General features: G+C 40.2%; 21 protein-coding genes. 8 read left to right on the forward strand and 13 right to left on the reverse strand.

Going from position 1 to position 21225, the window contains the following annotated elements; genetic code table 11:
- Nucleotides 1-286, reverse strand: a 286-nt coding sequence (locus BM073_RS17320; RefSeq protein ID WP_139217523.1) for a transposase, incomplete at its 3' end; no start/stop codon positions are given.
- Between the two features lie 137 nt (nt 287-423).
- On the opposite strand from BM073_RS17320, the gene BM073_RS17325 reads away from it, so the two are divergent.
- Together BM073_RS17325 and BM073_RS17330 are read left to right on the forward strand one after the other, a co-directional pair.
- The gene (locus BM073_RS17325; RefSeq protein WP_091655601.1) at nt 424-774 is read left to right on the forward strand and encodes an MmcQ/YjbR family DNA-binding protein; all 351 of its coding nucleotides are present in this window, start codon (nt 424-426) and stop codon (nt 772-774) included.
- On the forward strand, nt 771-1730 hold the full coding sequence (locus tag BM073_RS17330; protein WP_091655602.1) for an ABC transporter ATP-binding protein: 960 nt from the start codon (nt 771-773) through the stop codon (nt 1728-1730). The genes BM073_RS17325 and BM073_RS17330 overlap by 4 nt, the downstream gene beginning before the upstream one ends.
- A gap of 121 nt (nt 1731-1851) precedes the next feature.
- Here the strand turns inward: BM073_RS17330 and BM073_RS17335 are convergent, their stop codons facing one another.
- The 3 genes from BM073_RS17335 to BM073_RS17345 are packed head-to-tail and all read right to left on the reverse strand — an operon-like array spanning nt 1852 to nt 5506.
- Nucleotides 1852-2382 (reverse strand): FKBP-type peptidyl-prolyl cis-trans isomerase, encoded by a 531-nt coding sequence (locus tag BM073_RS17335; RefSeq protein ID WP_091655603.1) that lies wholly within the window; start codon nt 2380-2382, stop codon nt 1852-1854.
- 3 nt (nt 2383-2385) lie between these two features.
- The gene (locus BM073_RS17340) at nt 2386-3105 is read right to left on the reverse strand and encodes a class I SAM-dependent methyltransferase (RefSeq protein WP_091655604.1); all 720 of its coding nucleotides are present in this window, start codon (nt 3103-3105) and stop codon (nt 2386-2388) included.
- Nucleotides 3092-5506 carry a YfhO family protein gene (locus tag BM073_RS17345; RefSeq protein WP_091655605.1) on the reverse strand — a complete coding sequence of 805 codons (2415 nt, stop codon included), beginning with the start codon at nt 5504-5506 and terminating at the stop codon, nt 3092-3094. Before BM073_RS17345 ends, BM073_RS17340 begins: the two co-directional genes overlap by 14 nt.
- A gap of 147 nt (nt 5507-5653) precedes the next feature.
- Here BM073_RS17345 and ffh point away from each other — a divergent pair, with 147 nt between their 5' ends.
- Nucleotides 5654-6991: a signal recognition particle protein gene (ffh, locus tag BM073_RS17350; protein WP_091655606.1), complete on the forward strand. Its 1338-nt coding sequence runs from the start codon at nt 5654-5656 to the stop codon at nt 6989-6991.
- Between the two features lie 100 nt (nt 6992-7091).
- On the opposite strand, the gene BM073_RS17355 is transcribed toward ffh, so the two are convergent.
- From BM073_RS17355 to BM073_RS17365, 3 genes are all read right to left on the reverse strand, one after another.
- A complete protein-coding gene (locus BM073_RS17355; RefSeq protein ID WP_091655607.1) occupies nt 7092-7568 on the reverse strand; it encodes a nucleoside deaminase in 477 nt (158 codons plus the stop codon).
- Nucleotides 7569-9090: 1522 nt separating this feature from the next.
- Entirely contained in the window at nt 9091-9837 is a 747-nt protein-coding gene (locus BM073_RS17360; protein ID WP_091655608.1) for a LytR/AlgR family response regulator transcription factor, read from the reverse strand.
- Nucleotides 9834-10916, reverse strand: coding sequence for a sensor histidine kinase (locus BM073_RS17365; protein WP_245756456.1), 1083 nt, complete (start codon nt 10914-10916; stop codon nt 9834-9836). Before BM073_RS17365 ends, BM073_RS17360 begins: the two co-directional genes overlap by 4 nt.
- 348 nt (nt 10917-11264) lie before the next feature.
- Here BM073_RS17365 and BM073_RS17370 point away from each other — a divergent pair, with 348 nt between their 5' ends.
- A complete protein-coding gene (locus BM073_RS17370; protein ID WP_091655609.1) occupies nt 11265-13766 on the forward strand; it encodes a TonB-dependent receptor domain-containing protein in 2502 nt (833 codons plus the stop codon).
- Nucleotides 13767-14027: 261 nt separating this feature from the next.
- Here the strand turns inward: BM073_RS17370 and BM073_RS17375 are convergent, their stop codons facing one another.
- From BM073_RS17375 to BM073_RS17385, 3 genes are all read right to left on the reverse strand, one after another.
- Nucleotides 14028-15008: a pyruvate dehydrogenase complex E1 component subunit beta gene (locus tag BM073_RS17375; RefSeq protein ID WP_091655610.1), complete on the reverse strand. Its 981-nt coding sequence runs from the start codon at nt 15006-15008 to the stop codon at nt 14028-14030.
- A gap of 84 nt (nt 15009-15092) precedes the next feature.
- A complete protein-coding gene (locus BM073_RS17380) occupies nt 15093-16463 on the reverse strand; it encodes an NAD-dependent succinate-semialdehyde dehydrogenase (RefSeq protein ID WP_091655611.1) in 1371 nt (456 codons plus the stop codon).
- On the reverse strand, nt 16460-16861 hold the full coding sequence (locus BM073_RS17385) for a rhodanese-like domain-containing protein (RefSeq protein ID WP_091655612.1): 402 nt from the start codon (nt 16859-16861) through the stop codon (nt 16460-16462). Before BM073_RS17385 ends, BM073_RS17380 begins: the two co-directional genes overlap by 4 nt.
- A gap of 65 nt (nt 16862-16926) precedes the next feature.
- Between BM073_RS17385 and BM073_RS17390 the strand changes: the two genes are divergently transcribed.
- On the forward strand, nt 16927-17439 hold the full coding sequence (locus tag BM073_RS17390) for a metallophosphoesterase family protein (protein WP_091655613.1): 513 nt from the start codon (nt 16927-16929) through the stop codon (nt 17437-17439).
- A gap of 44 nt (nt 17440-17483) precedes the next feature.
- Here BM073_RS17390 and BM073_RS18160 read toward each other — a convergent pair whose 3' ends face one another.
- Nucleotides 17484-17630, reverse strand: coding sequence for a hypothetical protein (locus tag BM073_RS18160; protein ID WP_175557949.1), 147 nt, complete (start codon nt 17628-17630; stop codon nt 17484-17486).
- 167 nt (nt 17631-17797) lie between these two features.
- Between BM073_RS18160 and hisS the strand changes: the two genes are divergently transcribed.
- Entirely contained in the window at nt 17798-19180 is a 1383-nt protein-coding gene (hisS, locus tag BM073_RS17395) for a histidine--tRNA ligase (RefSeq protein ID WP_091655614.1), read from the forward strand.
- On the opposite strand, the gene BM073_RS17400 is transcribed toward hisS, so the two are convergent.
- Nucleotides 19161-19442 (reverse strand): hypothetical protein, encoded by a 282-nt coding sequence (locus BM073_RS17400; RefSeq protein ID WP_091655615.1) that lies wholly within the window; start codon nt 19440-19442, stop codon nt 19161-19163. The two genes, hisS and BM073_RS17400, sit on opposite strands and share 20 nt — an antisense overlap.
- A gap of 137 nt (nt 19443-19579) precedes the next feature.
- Here BM073_RS17400 and BM073_RS17405 point away from each other — a divergent pair, with 137 nt between their 5' ends.
- Together BM073_RS17405 and BM073_RS17410 are read left to right on the forward strand one after the other, a co-directional pair.
- On the forward strand, nt 19580-19915 hold the full coding sequence (locus BM073_RS17405; protein WP_091655616.1) for a YbaB/EbfC family nucleoid-associated protein: 336 nt from the start codon (nt 19580-19582) through the stop codon (nt 19913-19915).
- A gap of 95 nt (nt 19916-20010) precedes the next feature.
- On the forward strand, nt 20011-21006 hold the full coding sequence (locus tag BM073_RS17410; protein WP_091655617.1) for a glycosyltransferase family 2 protein: 996 nt from the start codon (nt 20011-20013) through the stop codon (nt 21004-21006).
- Here BM073_RS17410 and BM073_RS17415 read toward each other — a convergent pair.
- Nucleotides 21003-21221, reverse strand: coding sequence for a PspC domain-containing protein (locus BM073_RS17415; protein ID WP_091655618.1), 219 nt, complete (start codon nt 21219-21221; stop codon nt 21003-21005). The genes BM073_RS17410 and BM073_RS17415 overlap by 4 nt on opposite strands.
- Nucleotides 21222-21225 lie beyond the last annotated feature (4 nt).

The raw sequence follows: 21225 nt of genomic DNA on the forward strand, positions 1-21225 counted from the left end.
CCTCCAGTGATTTACGTCCCAAAGCAGCTTCCAGCTCCTTGATCCTACTTTTTAATACCTGAACCCTATTGTCCTGACTGTCTTTTTCCATAACCATTCTTGTCCCCTTCTTCAAGGTAGTCGAATATTTGTAAAGCCAAGTATATACAGTCTGTTTTCCGCCTATTCCGTATTCACGAACAGCCTGGAGAACTGTTAACTCTTTCCGTTCTATCTGACCTACAATCTGCTTACGCAAATCCTCACTGAAAATCCGCTGAGCTTTAAGTTGAAATCTTTTTGTCATCTTATTTGGTTTATCGTCCCAACAAAATGTGTCAACTTTTTTCAGGCATTGTCACCGGATTCTGATCCTTTCAGCAGACAATAAGCCATATTTTTGTCAATATTGGTAAGAAAGCGGATATCCATAAAAAAAAATCATTGACTTTAGCCTATTTCAGAGAATATTGCCTTGCCAAACCGGGTGTATCAGAAGATACTCCCTTCGATGCCAACACGCTTTGCTTTCGAGTGGGAGGGAAGATTTTTGCGATAACGGATATCGAGCAGTTTGATTTTATCAACTTAAAATGTGATCCTGAACAAGCTATTGAGCTAAGAGAACGCTTTTCTGGAATTACTCCGGGATACCATATGAATAAAAAGCTGTGGAATTCAGTGTCTGTTTTAGGTGACGTTCCCGATCAATTGATTTTAGATTTGGCAGACCAATCTTATGAGTTGATATTTGCCTCCTTACCAAAAAAGTTAAAAGCCGAAATCCTGCCATGACATTTTTTTCAGTTTCCAAACTCAGTAAATCATACCAGTCTATCCCCGCTTTGAAAGATTTTTCATTGCAGATGGAAAAGGGAGATTTCATTTCGATAGTAGGTGAAAGTGGTTCTGGTAAATCTACACTTCTAAGAATCATGGCTGGTTTGGAGACAGAGGATGAGGGTGAAGTATTATTAAATGGTGAAAAAATTCTCAACCCTAAGAAAAAGCTGGTTGCTGGATATGATGAAGTCAAGTTGATCCATCAGGATTATCACTTATATCCTAATAGTTCGGTGGAGGAAAATATACTCCGGCCTCTTTTGCATTATGATAAAGCTTATGCGAAAAGCAGGCTTGAAACCTTGCTTCGACAGTTCGGGCTGGAAGAATTCAGAGAAAGACTACCCAGACAACTTTCAGGGGGACAGCAACAAAAAGTAGCTATAGCATCTGCTTTGGCCATTGAACCTGAGGTCTTATTGTTAGATGAACCATTTTCCTCTTTAGACACCATTCAAAAGCATCAATTAATAGCAGATTTGGGGAAATCCTTGAAGGAAATGAATTCCTCGGTGATTTTCGTGACCCATGATTTGGATGATGCGCTTAGATTAACTGATAACCTGATCATTCTTCAGAAAGGTAAAATGATACAAAAGGGTAATTCTCGAGAACTTTGTGAGCATCCGAAAACAAGATATGTGGCCCGCCTTTTCTCTCCAATCAATTTGATTCCAGACAGGATCAATAATTATTTAAGGCCCAATGAAGTCAAATTGAGGACTAAGGGAGGTTTGTTGGGCCATGTGATAGACTCTCGTTTTTTGGTTCATTACAATTCTCTTCGAATCCAATTAAAAAATGGTGGAGATATCTGGGAGGTGGATGATCCTGCCAGAAAATACCAGGTCGGCGATCGTGTGTATTTGCTTTGGGATGAAGAGAAGGTGATGCTTTTGAAAAAATAAAAAACCCTCCAAAGGTTAAATATCCCTTGAAGGGTTTTGAGCAAATACTTCCAAATCGAATGTCGGTACTGCCAATTGTCTATTTTTCAGCTTTCAAAATTTAGCATTCTGAATTTAGCTTTCAGCCTTCCTCATGTTCTCCATGCTCTCCATGAACATGTCCATGAGAAAGCTCATCTTCTGTAGCTTCTCTCACCTCAATCACGCTGCCTTCGAAGTGCAGATCGAAACCTACCAATGGATGATTAAAGTCCAATAATAAATTCTCGCCTAAATCCTTGAGAACCTTTGCCTGCATGGAATAACCGTTTTCATCCATCAAAGGTAAAAACTCTCCTTCTTTGATCATTTCTTCTGTAAAGCCTCTTTCTTTTGAAAATTGCTCTTTGGGAAGAGTGATCAACAATTCGTCATCAGGCTCTCCATAAGCTTCTTCTGTTGTAAGGCTGAAGTTAAAATCATCGCCTTCTTTTTTACCGGCTAATAATTCTTCAAACTTTTCCGGAAGTCCACTTTGTCCAAAAAGGAAGTAGAATGGATCTTCTTCATCTCTCACTTCCACGCTGAATGGCACGGATTCTATATCATCTTCTACTTTGCTAACTTTTAGTTCGTAGGTTAATCCTACCACTGCGTTTTCTGTGATTTTCATTTCTTATTTGATTATGCCGTATTTCAGGCGAATGCTGATTCTTTCTTTTAATACTTCCCACTTGCTGCGGGGAGTTGATTTTTCCAAAGGTTTGGTAGCCTTGAAAACGAAATATTGATAGTCTTTTTCTTCGTAGAAAACGGAGTATGTTTCCATTTTCTCCAAATAGAAACCATTTGCTGTGAGACTTTTGATCAGATCTCCCGAGTCTAAAGGCTGATCGATCACCTGTAGTTTTTCCGGTTCATTTTCAATCATCCACTGAAGATAACGCGGCGAGGGAATATGTATAAAAACTACAGAGTCTTGGTTTGCATGTTGTTGTATGGTCTGAAAAAGCCTTTGATGCTGGTCCACTGGGATATGTTCCAATACATCTGGGAATACTATGAAATCAAAGCTTTCTCCGACTTTATGAAAGTCTGACATATCAGATACTTCAAACTTCAGGTTGCTTTGATCTTTCCATATAGCCTTGGCTTTTTCGATACTTTCCGGGGAAATATCTACAGCCAAAACTTCTCCCTCTTTGACCAAATTGGCCAGTAAATAAGATACTGTTCCGATCCCACAACCAACTTCCAAAACTCGGTGATGTGATTTCAAACCAGCCATTACTACCTTATCCAAAATGCTGAGATGCCGGGAATTGATTCCGGTTTTCTCCTGCTTTTCGGAAAACTGGTCGTAAAAACTGACTACTTTATCTTTAGGATCTTCCATTTTTCTCTTTGAATGTCATCACTACTCCACCGATCAAAGCTGCCAGTATAAGGTACTGGAAAATGATCATTGGAGTTTTTGTGGAAAGATAGCTACTCGGTGCAAAGGTAAAGACTATTTCATGACTGCCCTGAGGAACATCCAACCCCCTCAATAAATAATTGGTTCGCAGGATAGGAGTTTCCTTTCCATCTATGGTAGCGGTCCAGCCTTCTGGATAATATATTTCGGAGAAAACAATCAATCCTCCTTGATCCATTTCCGCTTGATACCGGAGTTCGTTGGGGCTTTGAGAGGTCAAAGTCACTTGTCCTACTCCTGCACCAACAGATCCAAACTCACTTGTATTCAGAGTAGCTTGGGTTTTGGTGTCAATCTCCCCAATTTCCTTTATTTCTTCTTCATTGCTTTTAACAGAAGAAACTTGAAGCGGTACCCAGGCAGGACCGTTTGCTTCTGGATTTTGAAAAACAGCATTAGCCTCCTGTCCAGCTATCAGGTATTTGGTGTTGAGCATATTGATAACTCCAATGCTTTCCCAAGCAAAATTACCCTCCTGAGCTTTTCCAACAAAGGCCTGAATTTCATCCTGCAATTGATAATCAATCAAATCCTGATATCGTCTCAATTTAGCACCGTGGTATCCTCCTAAGCTATATAACCTATAGCTGGTTCTCGCTCCTTGCGTCAAAGACTCCGTTAGACTCAAAACTCTGAAGTATCCAGGATCTGCAGTGATTTCCTTTTCTGCAGGAGTTTCAGCGAAAAACTGTCTGGATGGATTTCCCTGAAAGGATTCTTCATTTAAATACCTTCTATTGATACTCCACAAATCTATGCTGACTAATAGAATCAATGCTGCTCCCAGAATCATGTCCGATATTTTTCCTTTGATTCTGAAATAAACCAAGGCAAAAGCAGCTGCAATCAAGCCAAAGCTTTTCCAGGCAGATGCAGAGAGCATGGCTTTACGGTCTTTTTGTAAAGCGGATGCTAACCAATCCGGTAAGCTTGAATCTACTGCCCCCTCAAAACGGAAAAATGCACCTGAAGCTACCGCCAAAAGCAATACCAGGCCTCCTACAATGGCACCCGATAGGTACAAGGGTTTCAAGTCACCTTTTTGAACCAACCTTTCCAGAGAAATCATTCCCAAGACAGGAATGGCAAAAAGCGTCATTCCCAATGCCATGGACACAGCTCTAAACTTGTTGTATCCCGGAAGTACATCAAATAGGAGATAATTAAACCAAGCTAGATTCTTGCCCCAGCTAAGCATCAGTGAAAAAATGATGATGACTCCGAAAGCGATCAAACTTTCCTTAGGAGCGGCCCAAAAACCCAGGATTGCCAGAAATATCAAAATCACTCCTCCATAGATAGGACCTCCCGTAAATGGCTGATCGCCCCAATAGGTTGGAGCAGATTTAATAAATCCATTGATTTGCGCAGGATCCACTCCATTGCTTCGTAAGGCCTTTTCAGCCTCTGAATTTTTGGGAAGAGGAGTTTGACTTCCGCCACCGTAAAAATCAGGGACCAAAAGAGTGAGTGTTTCCAATTTACCATTAGACCAGTTGAATGCATAATCCTTATCCAACCCGGCGGACTCCGTTTCCAAAGTCGCTTTTCCGCGGGTTGAGTAAGGACTGTATTCCAAGGCCGTAGCCAGTCTTCCCAAATTCCCGCCAACTGCTAAAATGGCTCCAATAGCTAAATATCCAATCGCTTTTGCAATAGGAGCGATTCCTTCTTTTTTCCAATCAAAAGCAAGCCTCACTAAAACATAAATCACAGAGACGATTAAGGTGTAATAAGTGATTTGAAGGTGATTGAATTTAAGTTGTAGCAAAAGTCCGACAGCCAATAAAGCGGCTCCCAAAATATGCTTCTTTTCAAAAGCCAAATGAATACCTGCAAGAATCAGCGGAATTAGGCATACAGCCCATATTTTAGCATTATGTCCTGCTTCGAGTGAAAGTAGATTGTAGGTATTAAATGAAAAAGCAATAGCTCCCGCAATGGCGAATATGGGTCGAACACGAAAACTCAACAATAAGACATACATGCCCAGCATTCCGAAAAACAGCCCGTTTATAGGGTGAGGAAGACCTAAAGTCAAAACAGATACCAGTGCATTGGTGATGTCGCCGGGAAATTCCAAACTGATAAAATAAGCGGGCATACCTCCAAACATGGAATTGGTCCAAAGTGCCTGCTCGCCAGTCTCCGCTCTATAATCCAAGACTTCTTTGGCAGAACCTTCCCATTGAAGTATGTCGCTTTGAAAGATGACTTTTCCATCGAAAACCAATGGAGAAAAGTAAAAAACGATCAGTAAGTAGAACACCCCAACGCCTATTAGATGCGGGAGGATTTGTTTTTGAAAATTCAGCTGCATGAATTGATTTTCGTATATGAAACAGAAAGCATGCAAATTAGGAATTAAAAGGCAAAGAAGAACTGAAAAGTGGATGGATTAGCGTCTTTTAGGCTTTCGTTCGGGCGTGAAAATTAGTACTTTTGCAGCAAATAGCGGAATAACCACATGTTTGATAATTTAAGTTTGAAACTGGACCGGGCTTTCAAAACCCTGAAAGGAACCGGAAAAATCACCGAAATCAACGTTGCAACCACGGTTAAGGAAATCAGAAGAGCCCTAATCGATGCTGACGTTAACTATAAAGTAGCGAAGGAAGTCACCGATACCATCAAGACTGAAGCCTTGGGGCGGGATGTGTTGATCTCTGTATCTCCGGGTCAATTATTGGTGAAAATCACCCAAGAGGAGCTGACCAAATTGATGGGCGGTACCAAGGCGGATATCAAACTCAGCGGAGAGCCTGCGGTTGTTTTGATTTCCGGTTTGCAGGGTTCTGGTAAAACAACCTTTACCGGAAAACTGGGAAGCTATTTGAAAAAGCAGGGTCGACAGGTCTTGCTAGTTGCCTGCGATATTTATCGTCCTGCTGCGATCGATCAGTTGAAAGTATTAGGTGAGCAGATCGGCGTGGAAGTATATGCCGAGCCTGAGAATAAAAATGCGCTGGAAATCGCCAATAATGCGATTGCCTATGCGAAGAAGAGCGGGAAAAAGACGGTAATCGTCGATACCGCGGGTCGCTTGGCAGTAGATGAGCAAATGATGAATGAAATCGAGGCTTTGAAAAATGCCTTGAAACCATCTGAAACCTTGTTTGTGGTGGATTCCATGACAGGTCAGGATGCTGTGAATACTGCCAAGACATTTGATGAGCGTCTGGATTTTGACGGGGTGGTATTGACCAAATTAGACGGTGATACTCGTGGTGGTGCTGCTATTTCCATCCGTCACGTAGTCAATAAGCCTATCAAGTTTATTTCCACTGGTGAAAAAATGGAGAATCTGGATGTGTTCCATCCGGATCGTATGGCCCAGCGAATTCTGGGTATGGGTGATGTGATCTCCTTGGTGGAACGTGCTCAGCAGTCTTTTGATGAGGACGAAGCCAAGCGGATCAATGCTAAAATTCGTCAGAACAACTTCAATTTTGATGACTTCCTATCTCAGCTGGAGCAGGTGAAGAAAATGGGAAATATCAAGGACTTGATGGGGATGATCCCTGGAATGGGTAAGGCGATGAAGGGATTGGATATAGATGATGATTCATTTAAGCCGATCGAAGCGATTATTCGCAGTATGACGCCTTTGGAAAGAGAAAACCCGGATGTAATTGATGGCAGCAGAAGAAAGCGAATCGCAGATGGTTCTGGTAGATCGATTACAGAAGTGAATAATTTAATGAAGCAATTTGCCGATATGCGCAAGTTGATGAAGCAAATGAACAAAATGGGCGGAGCCAAAGCTGCTATGAGCAGAATGATGCCTGGAATGGGAAGAAGATAAAGGCAGAAGTATAAAGTAAGAAATCTGAAAAACCCGGTCTGAAAGGATCGGGTTTTTTCTTGCTTCTAGCCTCTCGCTTCTAAATTCTATCCTCTAATCTCTAATACACCTTCTTATCCTCTTTCTTCTTCCAAAGCTCGAAGACTTTTTGGGATTCTTTCCGCATTCCGTTGAGCATGGGAATTTTGCGTTGCGTAGGATCTATCTTGATTTCCTCATAGATAAAATCATCATCAAAACCGGCATCGGCTGCGTCTTCTTTGGTGCAGGCATAAAAAACTTTACTCGGCCTGGCCCAGAATATAGCTCCCAAGCACATGGGGCAAGGTTCGCAGGAAGTGTAGACTTCACAGCCTTCGAGTTGAAAATGTTGGAGGTTTTTGCAGGCATCCCGAATAGCGACTACTTCTGCGTGGGCTGTGGGATCGTTATTTTTAAGAACGCTGTTTGAGCCTTTTCCGATGATTTTTCCGTCTTTGACGATCACACAACCAAAAGGTCCGCCATGCCCTGCTTCCATCCCGTTTTGAGCCAGTTCTATAGCTAATTGCAAAAAGTGTTTTTGAGATTCGGTCATGAAGTAAAGTTAAAAAATTAAGAACAGTGTAGTTGGTTATAGAATAAATAAATCAAGAAAAAGGCTTGATTTCTGTGATTCTGCGTCGCTGCTAGATAATTTTTACCGCTGAGACGCGCAGGGCATAAGGTTATTTTTATCCTACTTTCCTTTGATGCTCAAAGAGTCAGACTTAGAACTAGGAAAGCCATCTTGCCTTTGGAATAGTGGGGCGGCATTAATAACCAATAACTTTTCCTGCCTCCCCGAGCAATTTAAAAAACCACAGAGAGAACACAGGAACATAGCTTCATATACTCTTCGCCTCTTCTATCCTTTGCGGGAGATTAAAAACTCTTCGTCGCTGTGAGCTTTTTTTAGCTATGGAGTCCAATTTTATTTCAAATCACTTCTCCGAAGCTCTTGTTTATTCTTACTTCAATTTTCTACAATCAAAATGCCTCTCCGAGGCTTTGAGCAATTAAACCTGTTTGGAGCACCAGAGGTGCAAGTTGATCATTTGATCTATTTTTTTACCGCAAAGACGCAAAATCCGCAGAGGTTTTCGCGGATATAATTTTTTAAATTAGACTTGAAGGGGAGTTTAAATTTTCTTTGCTTCTTCTATCCTTTGCGGGAGATTAAAAACTCTGCGTCGCTGCGCCGCTGCGAGCTTTTTTTAACCACAGAGGTAAGGGAAGAATTCACAGAGGATTAAAAAAATCTTTATTCTTTTCGGACGATTTTCAATTTTCTGACTTTAGAAGTTATTCCCCTTGAGACCGCTTCGTTCCTCGCGGTGAAGACTTTAGATTGTAACAAGCAAGTAACCTGCTGCCTACTGCTACTGCCTACTTTACTTTGCCTCTTTCATCCTTTGCGGGAGATTAAAAACTCTGCGTCGCTGCGCCGCTGTGAGCTTTTTTTAGCAATGGAGTCCAATTTCATTTCAAATCGCTTCTCCGAAGCTCTTGTTTATTCTCACTTCAATTTTCTACAATCAAAATGCCTCTCCGAGGCTTTGAGCAATTAAACCTGTTTGGAGCACCAGAGGTGCAAGTTGATCATTTGATCTATTTTTTTACCGCAAAGACGCAAAATCCGCAGAGGTTTTCGCGGATATAATTTTTAAAGTTAGACTTGAGGGGGACTTTAAATTTTCTTTGCTTCTTCTATCCTTTGCGGGAAATTAAAAACTCTGCGTCGCTGCGCCGTTGCGAGCTTCAAATCTAACCACAGAGCTAAGGGAAGAATTCACAGAGGATTAAAAAAATCTTTATTCTTTTCGGACGATTTTCAATTATCTGATTTTAGAATTTAGTCTCCTTGAGACCGCTTCGTTCCTCGAGGTGACGACTTTAGATTTGTAACAAGCAAGTATCCTGCTGCCTACTGCTACTGCCTACTATACTTTGCCTCTTTCATCCTTTGCGGGAGATTAAAACTTTGCGCCGATGAGATTTATGAGACTGCTTCGTCGTTCCTCCTCGCAGTGACGCTACCGTTTTTCAGACTTCTAATTTTTGCTTTCAGATTTCCCCAATCAATTCATCCATTTCCCCATAAACTCCAAGAAGGGTTCCTTGTAATTATCGCTCACAGAGATGTGATGTGTGCCGATGGTGATCACGTTTTTTGAAACGGACTCTATATGATCCAATCCAATGATAAAGGAGCGATGCACCCGCATAAATTTGGAAGTGGGCAAAAGCTCCTCCATGCTTTTTAAACTGGTCAGAGAAAGTAGTGGATTGGGTTTTGATTTTAAGTGAACTTTCACATAGTCCTTGTATGCTTCCACATGCGTGATTTCTGAAAGCATTACTTTGACCAGTTGATATTCTACTTTCAAAAAAATATACTCGGGACTGCTCTCTGTCGGAGTAGCAGCCGGATTTGGAATCTTGTTTTCCAGCTTTTCAAAGTAATTATAGGCCTTGGTAGCAGCATTCAGGAAATCCTCATAGCTGTAAGGTTTAAGCAAATAATCCAAAGCGTCTACCTTATATCCTTCTATTGCAAATTGATGATAAGCCGTAGCGAAAATAATTCTGGTTTTATCCGAAGTCTTTTTGCCATCTAGCACCCTTGCGAGCTCCATTCCGGAAAGATCGGGCATTTGGATGTCCATGAAAATCAATTGAACCTCCTCCTTATTTAGAAATGCCAGCGCATCAATGGCACTGGAAAACTTGCCAACCAAGTCAAGAAAAGCCGTCTGCTGTATGTATTTGCATACTAGTTCGAGAGCAAGTGGCTCATCATCTACGGCTATACATTTGAGTTTCATTCCAAGTTGATTGTCAGATTGACATAATATTCGTCCTTGTCTTCAACTTTGCCAAATTTCAAGCGGTGTTTGTTGGGATATAATAGACTTAGTCTTCTCTGGGTATTGACTAATCCTATTCCACTTTCTTTTGCTTCTGGGCTATCCTGATTGATAGGAAAAATCTGATTTCTGGTTTCAAAGAATAAGGTGTCTCCCATGATTTCCATTTTAATGTCAATTTTGCTGGGATGTTGAGAGCTGATTCCATGTTTGAAACAATTCTCCAGAAAAGGTAAAATCATCATTGGAGCAATAGTATGGTTGTTTTTGGGTTCGTCCATACTGATATTTAAGGTGACTTTATCAGTCAATCTCATTTTCATCAATTCAATATAGTCTCTGATGAAATCTACCTCTTTACTCAGCAAAGTAGATTCTTTTTGATTTTCATAAAGCACATAGCGCATCATCCGGGAAAGCTTCAATAAAGCTTCCTGTGCTTTTTTAATATCCAGATTGGTTAATGAATAGATATTATTTAATGTATTGAAGAAAAAGTGGGGATTGATTTGAGCTTTAAGGTATGAGAGCTCTGTGTTGATCCGCTGTTTTTCCAGTTCCTGTCGTACAGTTTCGTCTTTTTGCCATTTTTGAACCAGTGCCAAAGAAGTACTCAAGCCAATAGAAACGGTGTAAAGTAGAAGTTGAAATACGTCTCCAGGCAGCCATCTTCTTCCAGGTACGAATGGTTTGTCAGGGTTAAAAAATTCGTGCATTCTCATCGGGTACTTGATGAGTTGCTCGAAATAAATAATTGTGAAGTAAAAGACTACAGCTCCAGCTATTACCAAAAGGAGGTATATGTAATTTTTTCCTTTGAGTAATATTTTGGGAACACCAATCGAGGCATTGGTGTAAAAGATGGATACCAAAACTGCTACCAAGAAAACCTGTTTGTACCAGAAAGCTGTGGGCAATTCATTTTCTCCCATTCTCCAGGATAGAGGAGATAGTAGGATAAGGACTATACATAGCATCAGCCATCCCAGTATGTGAACTAGGAAAGAAAGATTTTTTTTGGAGGTGATTGATGGCATACGTCTGATTTTCAGGTCCAAACTAATATAAAGAATAGTATTTCAGTTAGAAAATCTACCAATCTGCTGTTTTTCACGGCGAAACTCCCTGATGAGCGGATGAATCGATTAATCGATGATTTCTTCTGCCTTATCAGGTAAATCGACCTATTTGTCGACAAATACCAATGAATGGTCTATTACCTAAAATATTGCTGAACAAAGCCTTCAATTTTGGGGTATCAATGAGGTGACAGCCCAATATTTGAAAACAAACCACGAAATCAAATTTGAGGTGAAGCTCGCAAAATGAATCATAAGGAATTATGCGAGTGCCATTAAAATTTTGAAATCATTTATCTAAAACAGATGAAAAATCTATTCAGTTTATTAATTCTTTTTGCAGCCATCGGTTTAAATCAAACCTTCGCCCAGCAAAACCAAGAACAGCCAGCCAGAATTATCGGTGTGGCTAAAGATGCTAAATCTGGCGAACCTGTTGGCTATGCTACCGCAGCCTTATACAGAAAAGGGTCAGATGTGAGTTTAGCCGGTGCCGTTGCTGACGGGGAAGGTAAATTCTTCATTACAGGTTTCGACCCAGGAGAGTATTCCCTTCAATTGACTTTTATCGGGTTCGAAACGCTGGTAGTTGACAACATATCTGTAAAATCTAAAACTGGTGATATCAACCTCGGAAATCTATCAATGAGCGATGAGGGTTTGGCATTGGAGGAAGTGACCGTTCAAGGTCAAAGACAATTGATTGAAGAGCGTGTTGACAGAACGATTTACAAAGCAGAGAATGACAGAACGACTGCCGGTGGAGATGCTACGGATGTGTTGAGAAGAGTTCCAATGCTATCTGTAGATTTGGATGGTAATGTTTCTATGAGAGGTAGCAGTAACATTACTGTGCTGATCGATAACAGACCTTCAGCAATCGCTGCAAGCAGTATTACTGATGCTTTAAAGCAAATTCCTGCAGATCAAATTAAAGAAGTGGAAGTTATTACTTCTCCATCAGCCCGATTCGATGCAGAGGGTACTTCCGGTGTAATCAATATTGTTACTAAGAAGAATAATTTACAGGGCGTGACCATGAGTATCAACAGTGGTGCTGGTTTGAGAGGTTCTAACTTGGGATTGAACGGAAGTGCCAGAATCGGAAAGTTTGGATTTTCGCTAGGAGGTTTTGGCCGCTCTGGCTATAATATCTTGGGAAGATTCGACAACGAACAGCAGTTGATTGACCCATCAGGAAACACGACTACAATTCTGCAGTCAGCAGACACGGAAAGAAGAGACCTGTTCGGCAGATATAACTTCGGGATAGATTATGAAATCGATAAGTTCAATTTCATCACAGGTGCAGTAAACTTCGGGATCAGAAATTCTAATAACTGGCAAAATGACTTCCTGACACAAAATTTTGTAGGAGGAAATTTGATTAGAGAAGCCTTGAGAGAAACTAATTCCAAGGATCAGTCCAATTCCATTGATGTGAGTTTGAACTACACCAAAACCTACGAGAAGAAAGGTAAGGAGGTAAGTTTATTGACTCTTTATAGTAGAAACAACAGAGAAAATAATTTTGTAAATACCCTTTTCAATGAGGATTTTCAAACAATTGACTCAAGGCTGAGAAACGATAACCCAAGCCGAAATGAAGAATTTACTGTACAGTTGGATTTTGTAAATCCTCTGGGAGATAAAGGAAATCAAATTTTGGAATACGGGGCTAAAAACATTTTGAGAAAAGCCTATTCTGACTTTGCTTATTTCCAAGCAGAAGGTGCTGATGGAGCATATGTAGAATTGCAAGATCCATCCTTAAGCAATGAATTCAGTTATGATCAAAATGTAACTGCAGGATACCTTTCTTATACTTTCAGCTTCTTGAAAAATTACACTTTGAAGCCGGGATTGAGATATGAGTATACAACCATTTCCGCTGATTTTGCCAATGAATTGGAAGTTGATATTCCTTCTTACGGAACCTTGGTACCAAGTGTGAATGCTAGCCGCAAATTGAAAAATGGCAACATGATCAAGGCTGCATACAACAGAAGAATTCAAAGACCATCCTTGAGATTTTTGAATCCAAACATTGAAGCATCCAACCCACTTCAAATCTCTCAGGGTAACCCTATTTTGGATCCTGAATTGACTGATAATTATGAATTGGGATATAGCACCTTCATCAAAGGTACTATGCTAAACTTCACCGGATTCTACAGAAATACTACGGGATCGATTCAGGCAGTAAGAACTGTTCAGGATGATGATATCATCTATACGACCTACGAGAATATTGGTCAGGAGCAGGCTTTAGGTACTAACATCTTTGCCAATGTTAGCATCAGCAACAAGTTCTCTTTAAATGGTGGTTTTGATCTTTACTATGCCATGTTGGACAATGGATTGACAGATCCGCTTTTTGCGGCATCTAATCAGGGATGGGTAGTCAGTGGAAGAATGTTTGGAAACTACTCTTTACCAAAAGACTGGCAGATTCAACTATTCACCTTTGCAAGAGGTAGAAGAGTACAACTTCAAGGTTCAAGCGGAGGATTCGCGGCATATGGCTTAAACTTTAATAAGCAATTCAAGGAGAAAAGAGGAAGTATTGGGTTTGGAGCTGAAAACTTCTTAGCGAAGGAATTTATCATCAGAAATGAGACCATCACGCCTACCATTGTACAGAATAGTACAAGTGCTTTGAGAAATATGAATTTCAAGATCAACTTCAGCTACAGAATAGGTAAGCTAAGTATGAACGATAGACCAAGAAGAAGAAGGTCAGTATCTAATGATGATTTGAAAGGCGGTGAAGAAGGTGGAGGAGAGATGATTCAAAACAACCGCTAAAAGAACTTAAAATAAGGGCTGTCTCAAAAGTGATTTTGTCACATTGAGCGAAGTCGAAATGTAGGCCAGGATGATATAATTGGCCTTCGACTACACTCAGGCTGACATTAGAACGATTTATGAGACAGCCTCTTTTTTTGAATATCGTGAAACATTTCTCATGAATTATCGATTTAGTAATAAGTAAACAGATAGATAGATTGGGTAACAAAAAACCCTGACTTTGGTAAGTCAGGGCTTTTTTTTGGATTAATTATATGATTAATCTTGGTAAGTTACTTTTTTGATAGCAGCTACTGTTCTCGCTACATTAGGTATAGTCGCCTCAATGTAAGTAGGAGCATAACTTAAAGGTACATCCATTGAATTCACACGAATCACAGGAGCATCCAAATAGTCAAATGCATATCTCTGGAAATGGTAAGTCAATTCGGAGGAAATAGCAGCCAATGGATTAGCTTCTTCTACAATAACTGCACGGTTGGTCTTTTTCAATGACTCTACACAGGTTGCGTAATCTATAGGTCTGACAGTTCTCAAGTCAATTACTTCGCAATCAACTCCTTCTTTTGCCATTTCTTCGGCAGCTTCCAAAGCCACTTTCATCATTTTACCAAAGGAAATCAACGTAACATCTTTTCCTTTTCTTTTGATATCAGCTACTCCGATTGGTAAAAGGTATTCTGATTCAGGAACTTCTCCTTTGTCTGAATACATCAATTCAGATTCCATGAAAATCACTGGGTCTGGATCACGGATTGCAGCTTTCAATAAGCCTTTAGCATCATAAGGGTTAGAAGGTACTATAACTTTCAAACCCGGAGTGTTGGCGAACCAATTTTCAAAGTTGGAAGAGTGTGTAGCTCCTAACTGACCTGCATTTCCTGTAGGTCCTCGAAAAACAATAGGAACTGAATAGGCTCCGCCTGACATGGCTAACATTTTAGCAGCAGAGTTGATGATCTGATCGATCGCAACTAGGGAGAAGTTGAAAGTCATGAATTCAATGATTGGAATAAGTCCATTCATTGCAGCACCTACTCCCAAACCGGCAAAGCCCAATTCAGAGATTGGAGTGTCATAAACTCTCTCTGGACCAAATTCATCCAGCATTCCCTGTGAAACTTTGTAAGCTCCGTTATATTCAGCTACTTCTTCACCCATCAGGAAGACGTTCTTATCACGTCTCATCTCTTCGGACATGGCCTCTCTGAGGGCTTCGCGAAATTGTATTTCTCTCATTAGTTAAAGACAAAATTTTGGCTCGTAAAAATAGGAAGGAATCGGGCAATTGCAAAAATAGACCGATTGATTATCCCTTATCTATCAGCCAAGGTATACTGTTTTGGTATTTACAAATTCCAATATTCCATGGCGGCTCAGTTCTCTTCCATAACCGGACTTTTTGATTCCTCCAAAGGGAAGATGTGGATTGGATGCCACCAATGAATTGATAAAGACTGCACCGCTTTCTATCCTTGAAGCCAATGCTTCGGCTTTTTCCTGATTTTTCGTCCAGAGAGATGATCCTAATCCAAATTCAGAATCATTGGCTATTTGAATAGCTTCATCGGCTGATTTAACCCGAAAAACGATAGCAACCGGTCCAAATAATTCTTCTGAATATGCCGGAGAATCTTTTGGAATATCTGTTAAAATAGTAGGAGAAATTTTGGCACTTCCTTTTTCAGGGGCTTTTCCTCCCAGTAAAACCTTAGCTCCTTTGTCCACAGATTCTTGAATTTGCTCATAGAGCTCCTGTGCTAAATCAGGTCTTGCCATGCATGCATAGTCTGCATTTTCATCCAGAGGCTCTCCGGCCTTAAGGTTTTTTATTTCATTGGAAAATATTTCTAAAAATTGATCATAGACTGTATCCTGAATAATAAACCGCTTAGCGGCGATACAACTTTGGCCAAAATTGATCATTCTAGCTTTAGCAGCAGTTTTGGATGCTTCTTCTATGTCAGCATCTTCCAATATGATAAATGGATCACTGCCTCCCAGTTCTAAGAGGGATTTTTTGATATGTTTGCCCGCAGCTGAGGCAACTGCTGCACCAGCTTTTTCGCTTCCTGTCAGGGTAACGGCTTTGATGATTGGGTTTTCTATAATTGCCGTGGTTGTCTTCGAATCGATTAAAAGTGATTGAAAAACCCCCTCTGGAAAACCGGCCTTGGTAAATACCTCCTCTATCGCTAAAGCACACTGAGGTACATTGGATGCATGCTTCAATAAACCCGTATTCCCTGCCATCAGGGTAGGAGCAGCAAAACGAAATACCTGCCAAAATGGGAAGTTCCAGGGCATTACTGCCAAAACAGTTCCTATTGGTTGGTGAAGTAATTTGGCATTTTTTCCATCAGGAAGAGAGATGGGTTCAGGCTTCAAAAATTCCTCTGCATTGTCAGCATAATATTCACAGACCCAAGCGCATTTTTCAACTTCTGAAACTGACTCCTTGATAATTTTCCCCATTTCCAGGGAAATAATTTTCGCATAATGTTCCTTGTTTTCCCGTAATTCCTCTGCTGCTTTGTGCATCAGTTTTGATTTTTCAGAAAAGGGAGAAGTTTTCCATTTCTGATAGGCTTTCTCGCCTTTTTGAAGTTTTTCCTGAACTTGATTTTCCGTCAAAAGTTGAAATTCTTTCAGGATTTCACCGGAATAGGGATTAATAGATTTTATTTGACTCATTCTTCTATGGGTTTTCCTTGTTCTTTCCAGGCGGTAATTCCGCCATCTAACATGATTACTTTTTTAAATCCGGCTGCTTTCATCGCAACACCTGCCTTGGCTGTTCTTTTCCCAGTTCGGCAGTACAATAAATAAGTTTCAGTCTTGTCCAATTGTTTAATTTCATTTTCAAATCCCTCTGAAAGGAAATTGATATTCAAGGCACCTTCCAAGTGACCCTCCTGCATTTCTTCAGGTGTTCTTACATCGATTAGGATGTTTTTCTTCTTTGAGCTTAGCTTTTGAAATTTTTCAACTGAAACCACTTTGGCTGAATCTGCAGGAGACTGAGCATAAGAAATTGTGGAGGTTCCAAGTATTGGCAGAAAAATGAGGCCAAGAAATGCTAGGTTTTTCATAGTGATCGTATTGTTTTGGGGTAAGACTTACATTATCAAGGAAAAATTAAAGCCTTTCGTTTCAAATGTCCACTAAAATCGCATTGATTTCTGATTCTCACAGTTACATTGATCACAAAACTCTTCAACATCTTGAAGAAGTAGATGAAATCTGGCATGCAGGTGACATTGGTGAGTTGACTGTCATGAATGCATTACCTGATGGGAAAATCATCAGAGCTGTTTATGGAAATATAGATGATACTAATACTCAGAATTTATATCCAGAATGGATGGAATGGGAAGTTGAAGGTGTTCGGTTTTTAATGACTCACATCGGAGGGAAACCTCCCCGCTATGCAAACGGAGTGAAAAGTAAAATCAAGCAATTAAGGCCTCAAGTTTTTATTTGTGGCCATTCACATATTTGCAAAGTGGAGATGGATAAAGACTTGAATTGCCTCTATATGAATCCTGGGGCTATTGGGCAGCAAGGTTTTCACCAGATGAGAACTATGCTCCTTTTTGAAATCAATTCAGGAAAAATAGCCAATCTTCGGGTAATAGAGCTTGGTAGGAGAGGAAGGCTTACTGAATAGGCAAAAAAAAGCGGCTCAAGGCCGCTTAATATCTAGAAGGGAAATTATTTCTTCTCGAAAGACTTTTTCAATTCCTCTACATCCACGTTTTTGATCACCGGCTGAGCAGTCAATTGCTTAATTTTGATGATACGTGTATTCTGGCTTTGTCTTTTTCTTCTTAGCTTTCTTTTCAGAGTAGTAACTGCCATGACTATATGTGTTTAAAGATTTTTGTTTCGAAACGGAACGCAAAGGTAAAGAAACATTTTTTGATTGCCTATTAATCTGCGCGAATAAATTGTGTATTATCTCTGAGTTCGGGGATATTTCTGCTTTTTTTCGGTAAATTTGGGCTTTAATCACCAAAATTACTTGCATGCAAAAGCCGAGTTTACCGAAAGGAACCCGAGATTTTGGACCTCTTCAAATGGCCAGAAGAAATTTCATCCTAGATACAATCAAGGATACATTTCAGTTGTTTGGTTACAATCAGATAGAGACTCCAGCTATGGAGAATTTGAGTACTCTGACAGGAAAATATGGAGACGAAGGGGATCAATTGCTATTTAAAATCCTCAACAGTGGAGATTTTCTAAAGAATGTAGGTCCTGAAGATTTGCAAAATGGGGCAAATGCTACCTTGTCAAAAGTCTCTGAGAAGGGGCTTAGATATGACTTGACCGTACCATTTGCGAGGTTTGTGGTGATGAACCGAAATGAATTGACATTCCCTTTCAAGAGATTTCAAATCCAACCCGTTTGGCGGGCAGACAGACCTCAAAAGGGCAGGTATAGAGAATTTTATCAATGTGATGCCGATGTGGTAGGCACAGATAGCTTGGTTTGTGAAGCAGAAATTGTTTTGATGATTCGTAGGGTTTTTTCCAAGCTGAATATCGCTGACTATGATATCAAAATAAACAACCGGAAGATTTTAACCGGGATTTCAGAGGTGATCGGCGAAGCGGGAAAAGAAGGCCCATTGTGTGTTGCTATTGATAAGCTGGATAAAATCGGCTGGGAAAAAGTACAGGAAGAATTGGCTCAAAGAGACTTTCAAAATGAATCCATCCAAAAGCTTAGTCCTTTGATTAATTTCACTGGCGGAGTGCAGGAAAAATTAGACTTTCTCAAAAATTTCCTAGCCAGCAGTGAAGTAGGCTTGCAGGGAGTGGAGGAGTTGAAAGATACTTTCGGAATTCTACAGGCCATGGGTGAAGACTTGAGTCATGTGGAACTGGATATGGTTTTAGCTCGGGGTTTGTCTTACTATACAGGTGCAATTTTCGAAGTAAAAGTCAATCATGTTTCCATAGGATCCGTTAGTGGTGGTGGACGATATGATAACTTGACCGGAGTTTTCGGTATGGACGGGGTTTCCGGCGTAGGGTTTTCCTTTGGAGTAGATAGAATCTATGATGTGATGGAGGAGCTGAATATATTTCCTCAGTCAACCGCACAGGGCACACAGGTATTATTGACCCATTTTGATCAGAAAGGGTATCGATATGCCTTAAGTATTCTGACCCGTTTACGCTCAGCAGGGATTGTTTCTGAAATCTATCCAGACCAGGCTAAAATGAAAAAGCAACTGGATTATGCGAGTAAAAATCAGATTCAGTTTGCAGCAATTTGTGGAGACCAAGAAATAGAATCCCAAACTATTGCGCTAAAGAATCTTGAAACAGGAGTTCAGGAAAACTTGGGAGTTGAGGATGCTATAAAGACAGTTTTGGAGTTTATTCCACAGAAAGGATAGAATTGGTGGGGATGGTTACTCCTCCTTTTAGTACTATGTATTCCGGCCCAACAGCCCAAACAGTGGTATTGACTTCGTAAACTTGATCTTCGGCTGTACAGAAAATGATACGTACTTTCGAATGCAGTAAATTGCCAAGGGTCTGCGATCTCTCCAGTTTTTGAGATCGAATTTTCCTTTCTTCAGGGGTAGAGATCACCTCTTTTTTGGAAAAGCTCAGATTCTTAACCTGCTCTTTATCAATTTGGACTATCGACTTCATAACTAAATGGTTTGATATTCCTACAGACAGAGATTGCTTGGTTAATGTTGCGTTTTTTACACTGAAAATTCTCCGAAGAGTTTAGTTCGAAATAAAAGTTTGAAATTCAAGAAATTATAAAATAAAATTATAGAGCTATGTTTGATTTGATGAACATGATGAATAAGGTAAAAGAGGCTCAGGCTAAAATAAAAGAAGCCCAAGCCAAGCTTGTTCATCTGACTGCTGAAGGAGAATCCGGTGGTGGATTAGTAAAAGTAACAGTCAACGGGGAGCGTAAAGTGATGAAAATTGAAATGGATGAGTCACTGTTAACCCCTAATGATAAGGAAATGCTCAGTGACTTGGTGGTAGCAGCCACAAATATTGCTTTAGAAGCAATTGAGGTCAAAATCAAAGCTGAGATGAAGTCAGCGACTGAAGGGATGATTCCTAATATTCCCGGAATGGACTTGGGCAGCATGTTTGGATAAAATGAGATTAGGTCAGAAAATGAAAAGCCTTAAAAGTCAAGGCTTATTCAGTGACCATTTATAGATTTTTTTTTCAATAACCTATCATCAGGAGGATGCAAAACTGCGCAATTGTCATCTTAAATTATAACGGGGAGGAAATGCTCAAACGTTTCCTCCCTTCTGTTATAAAGTTTTCCCTATCTGATGTTTGGGTAATTGACAATGCCAGCCAGGATCAATCCAGAGCCATCCTTGAGAAGGATTTTCCCAAAGTTCAACTCATTTCTCTTTCTGAAAATTTCGGTTACGCTGGTGGATACAATTGGGGTTTGGAGCAGCTAAGAGGGAAGTACGAATTTTTCATTTTGCTCAATTCAGATGTGGAGGTTACAGAAGGTTGGGATAGCAAGCTGCTGGAAGCTTTTCAAAGAGACGAAAAAATAGCAGCTCTTCAGCCAAAGATCTTATCTGCCCAAAATCCCAAAGTTTTTGATTATGCAGGTGCAGGAGGTGGTTTTTTAGACACCTTATACTATCCTTATTGCCGGGGGAGAATTTGGAATGTAATTGAGGAGGACCAAGGGCAATATGATGATTTTTGTCTGGTAGATTGGGCTTCCGGAGCTTGTTTGGCGATTAGATCAGCTTGTTTTTTTGAACATGGAGGCTTTGATGCTCACTTTTTTGCGCATATGGAAGAAATTGATCTCTGTGTGAGGTTGCAGCAGGCAGGTTGGAAAATTGCATATACAGGCGACTCTGTTGTTTATCATTTAGGCGGTGCGACTCTTGACAGAAGCAGCCCCAAAAAACTCTACCTAAACATCAAGAACAGCATCACATTGATTTATAAGGCAGAATCGACCTTCAATTTTGCTGTAATTTTTATTCTTAAGTTTGTAGTAGAAATATTGGCAGCCCTAGCCTATATCCTGAATGGGAAAAAAGAGTTTGGTAAAGCTATCCTACGAGGATATGATGATTTTTTTGAAAGTAAGGAACAGTTTTTGAAAACTAAAGGGAAGAAGAAATTTAGCAAAAAAGGTCCCTCATATTGGATTTATTGGGACTTTTGGGTGAACCGAAAGAAAACTTTTGATAGACTTTAATCAAAAAGAACTGGGTTGTTCATTTTTCTAAAGTACTTTCGAATTTTCATCATCATTGCCATGGATACGTAGATGATCACCGGCGAACCCAGAGTAATGAAGGATGAATAAATGAAAAATAAGCGAATACTATCAATGGGGAAATTAAGTTTCTCTCCAAGTCTGGAACAAACACCGAAGGCGCTTTCTTCGAAAAACAGTTTCAGTTTTTGCATGACG

The organism is Algoriphagus ornithinivorans, from assembly GCF_900115305.1.
GTDB classification, from domain to species: domain Bacteria; phylum Bacteroidota; class Bacteroidia; order Cytophagales; family Cyclobacteriaceae; genus Algoriphagus; species Algoriphagus ornithinivorans.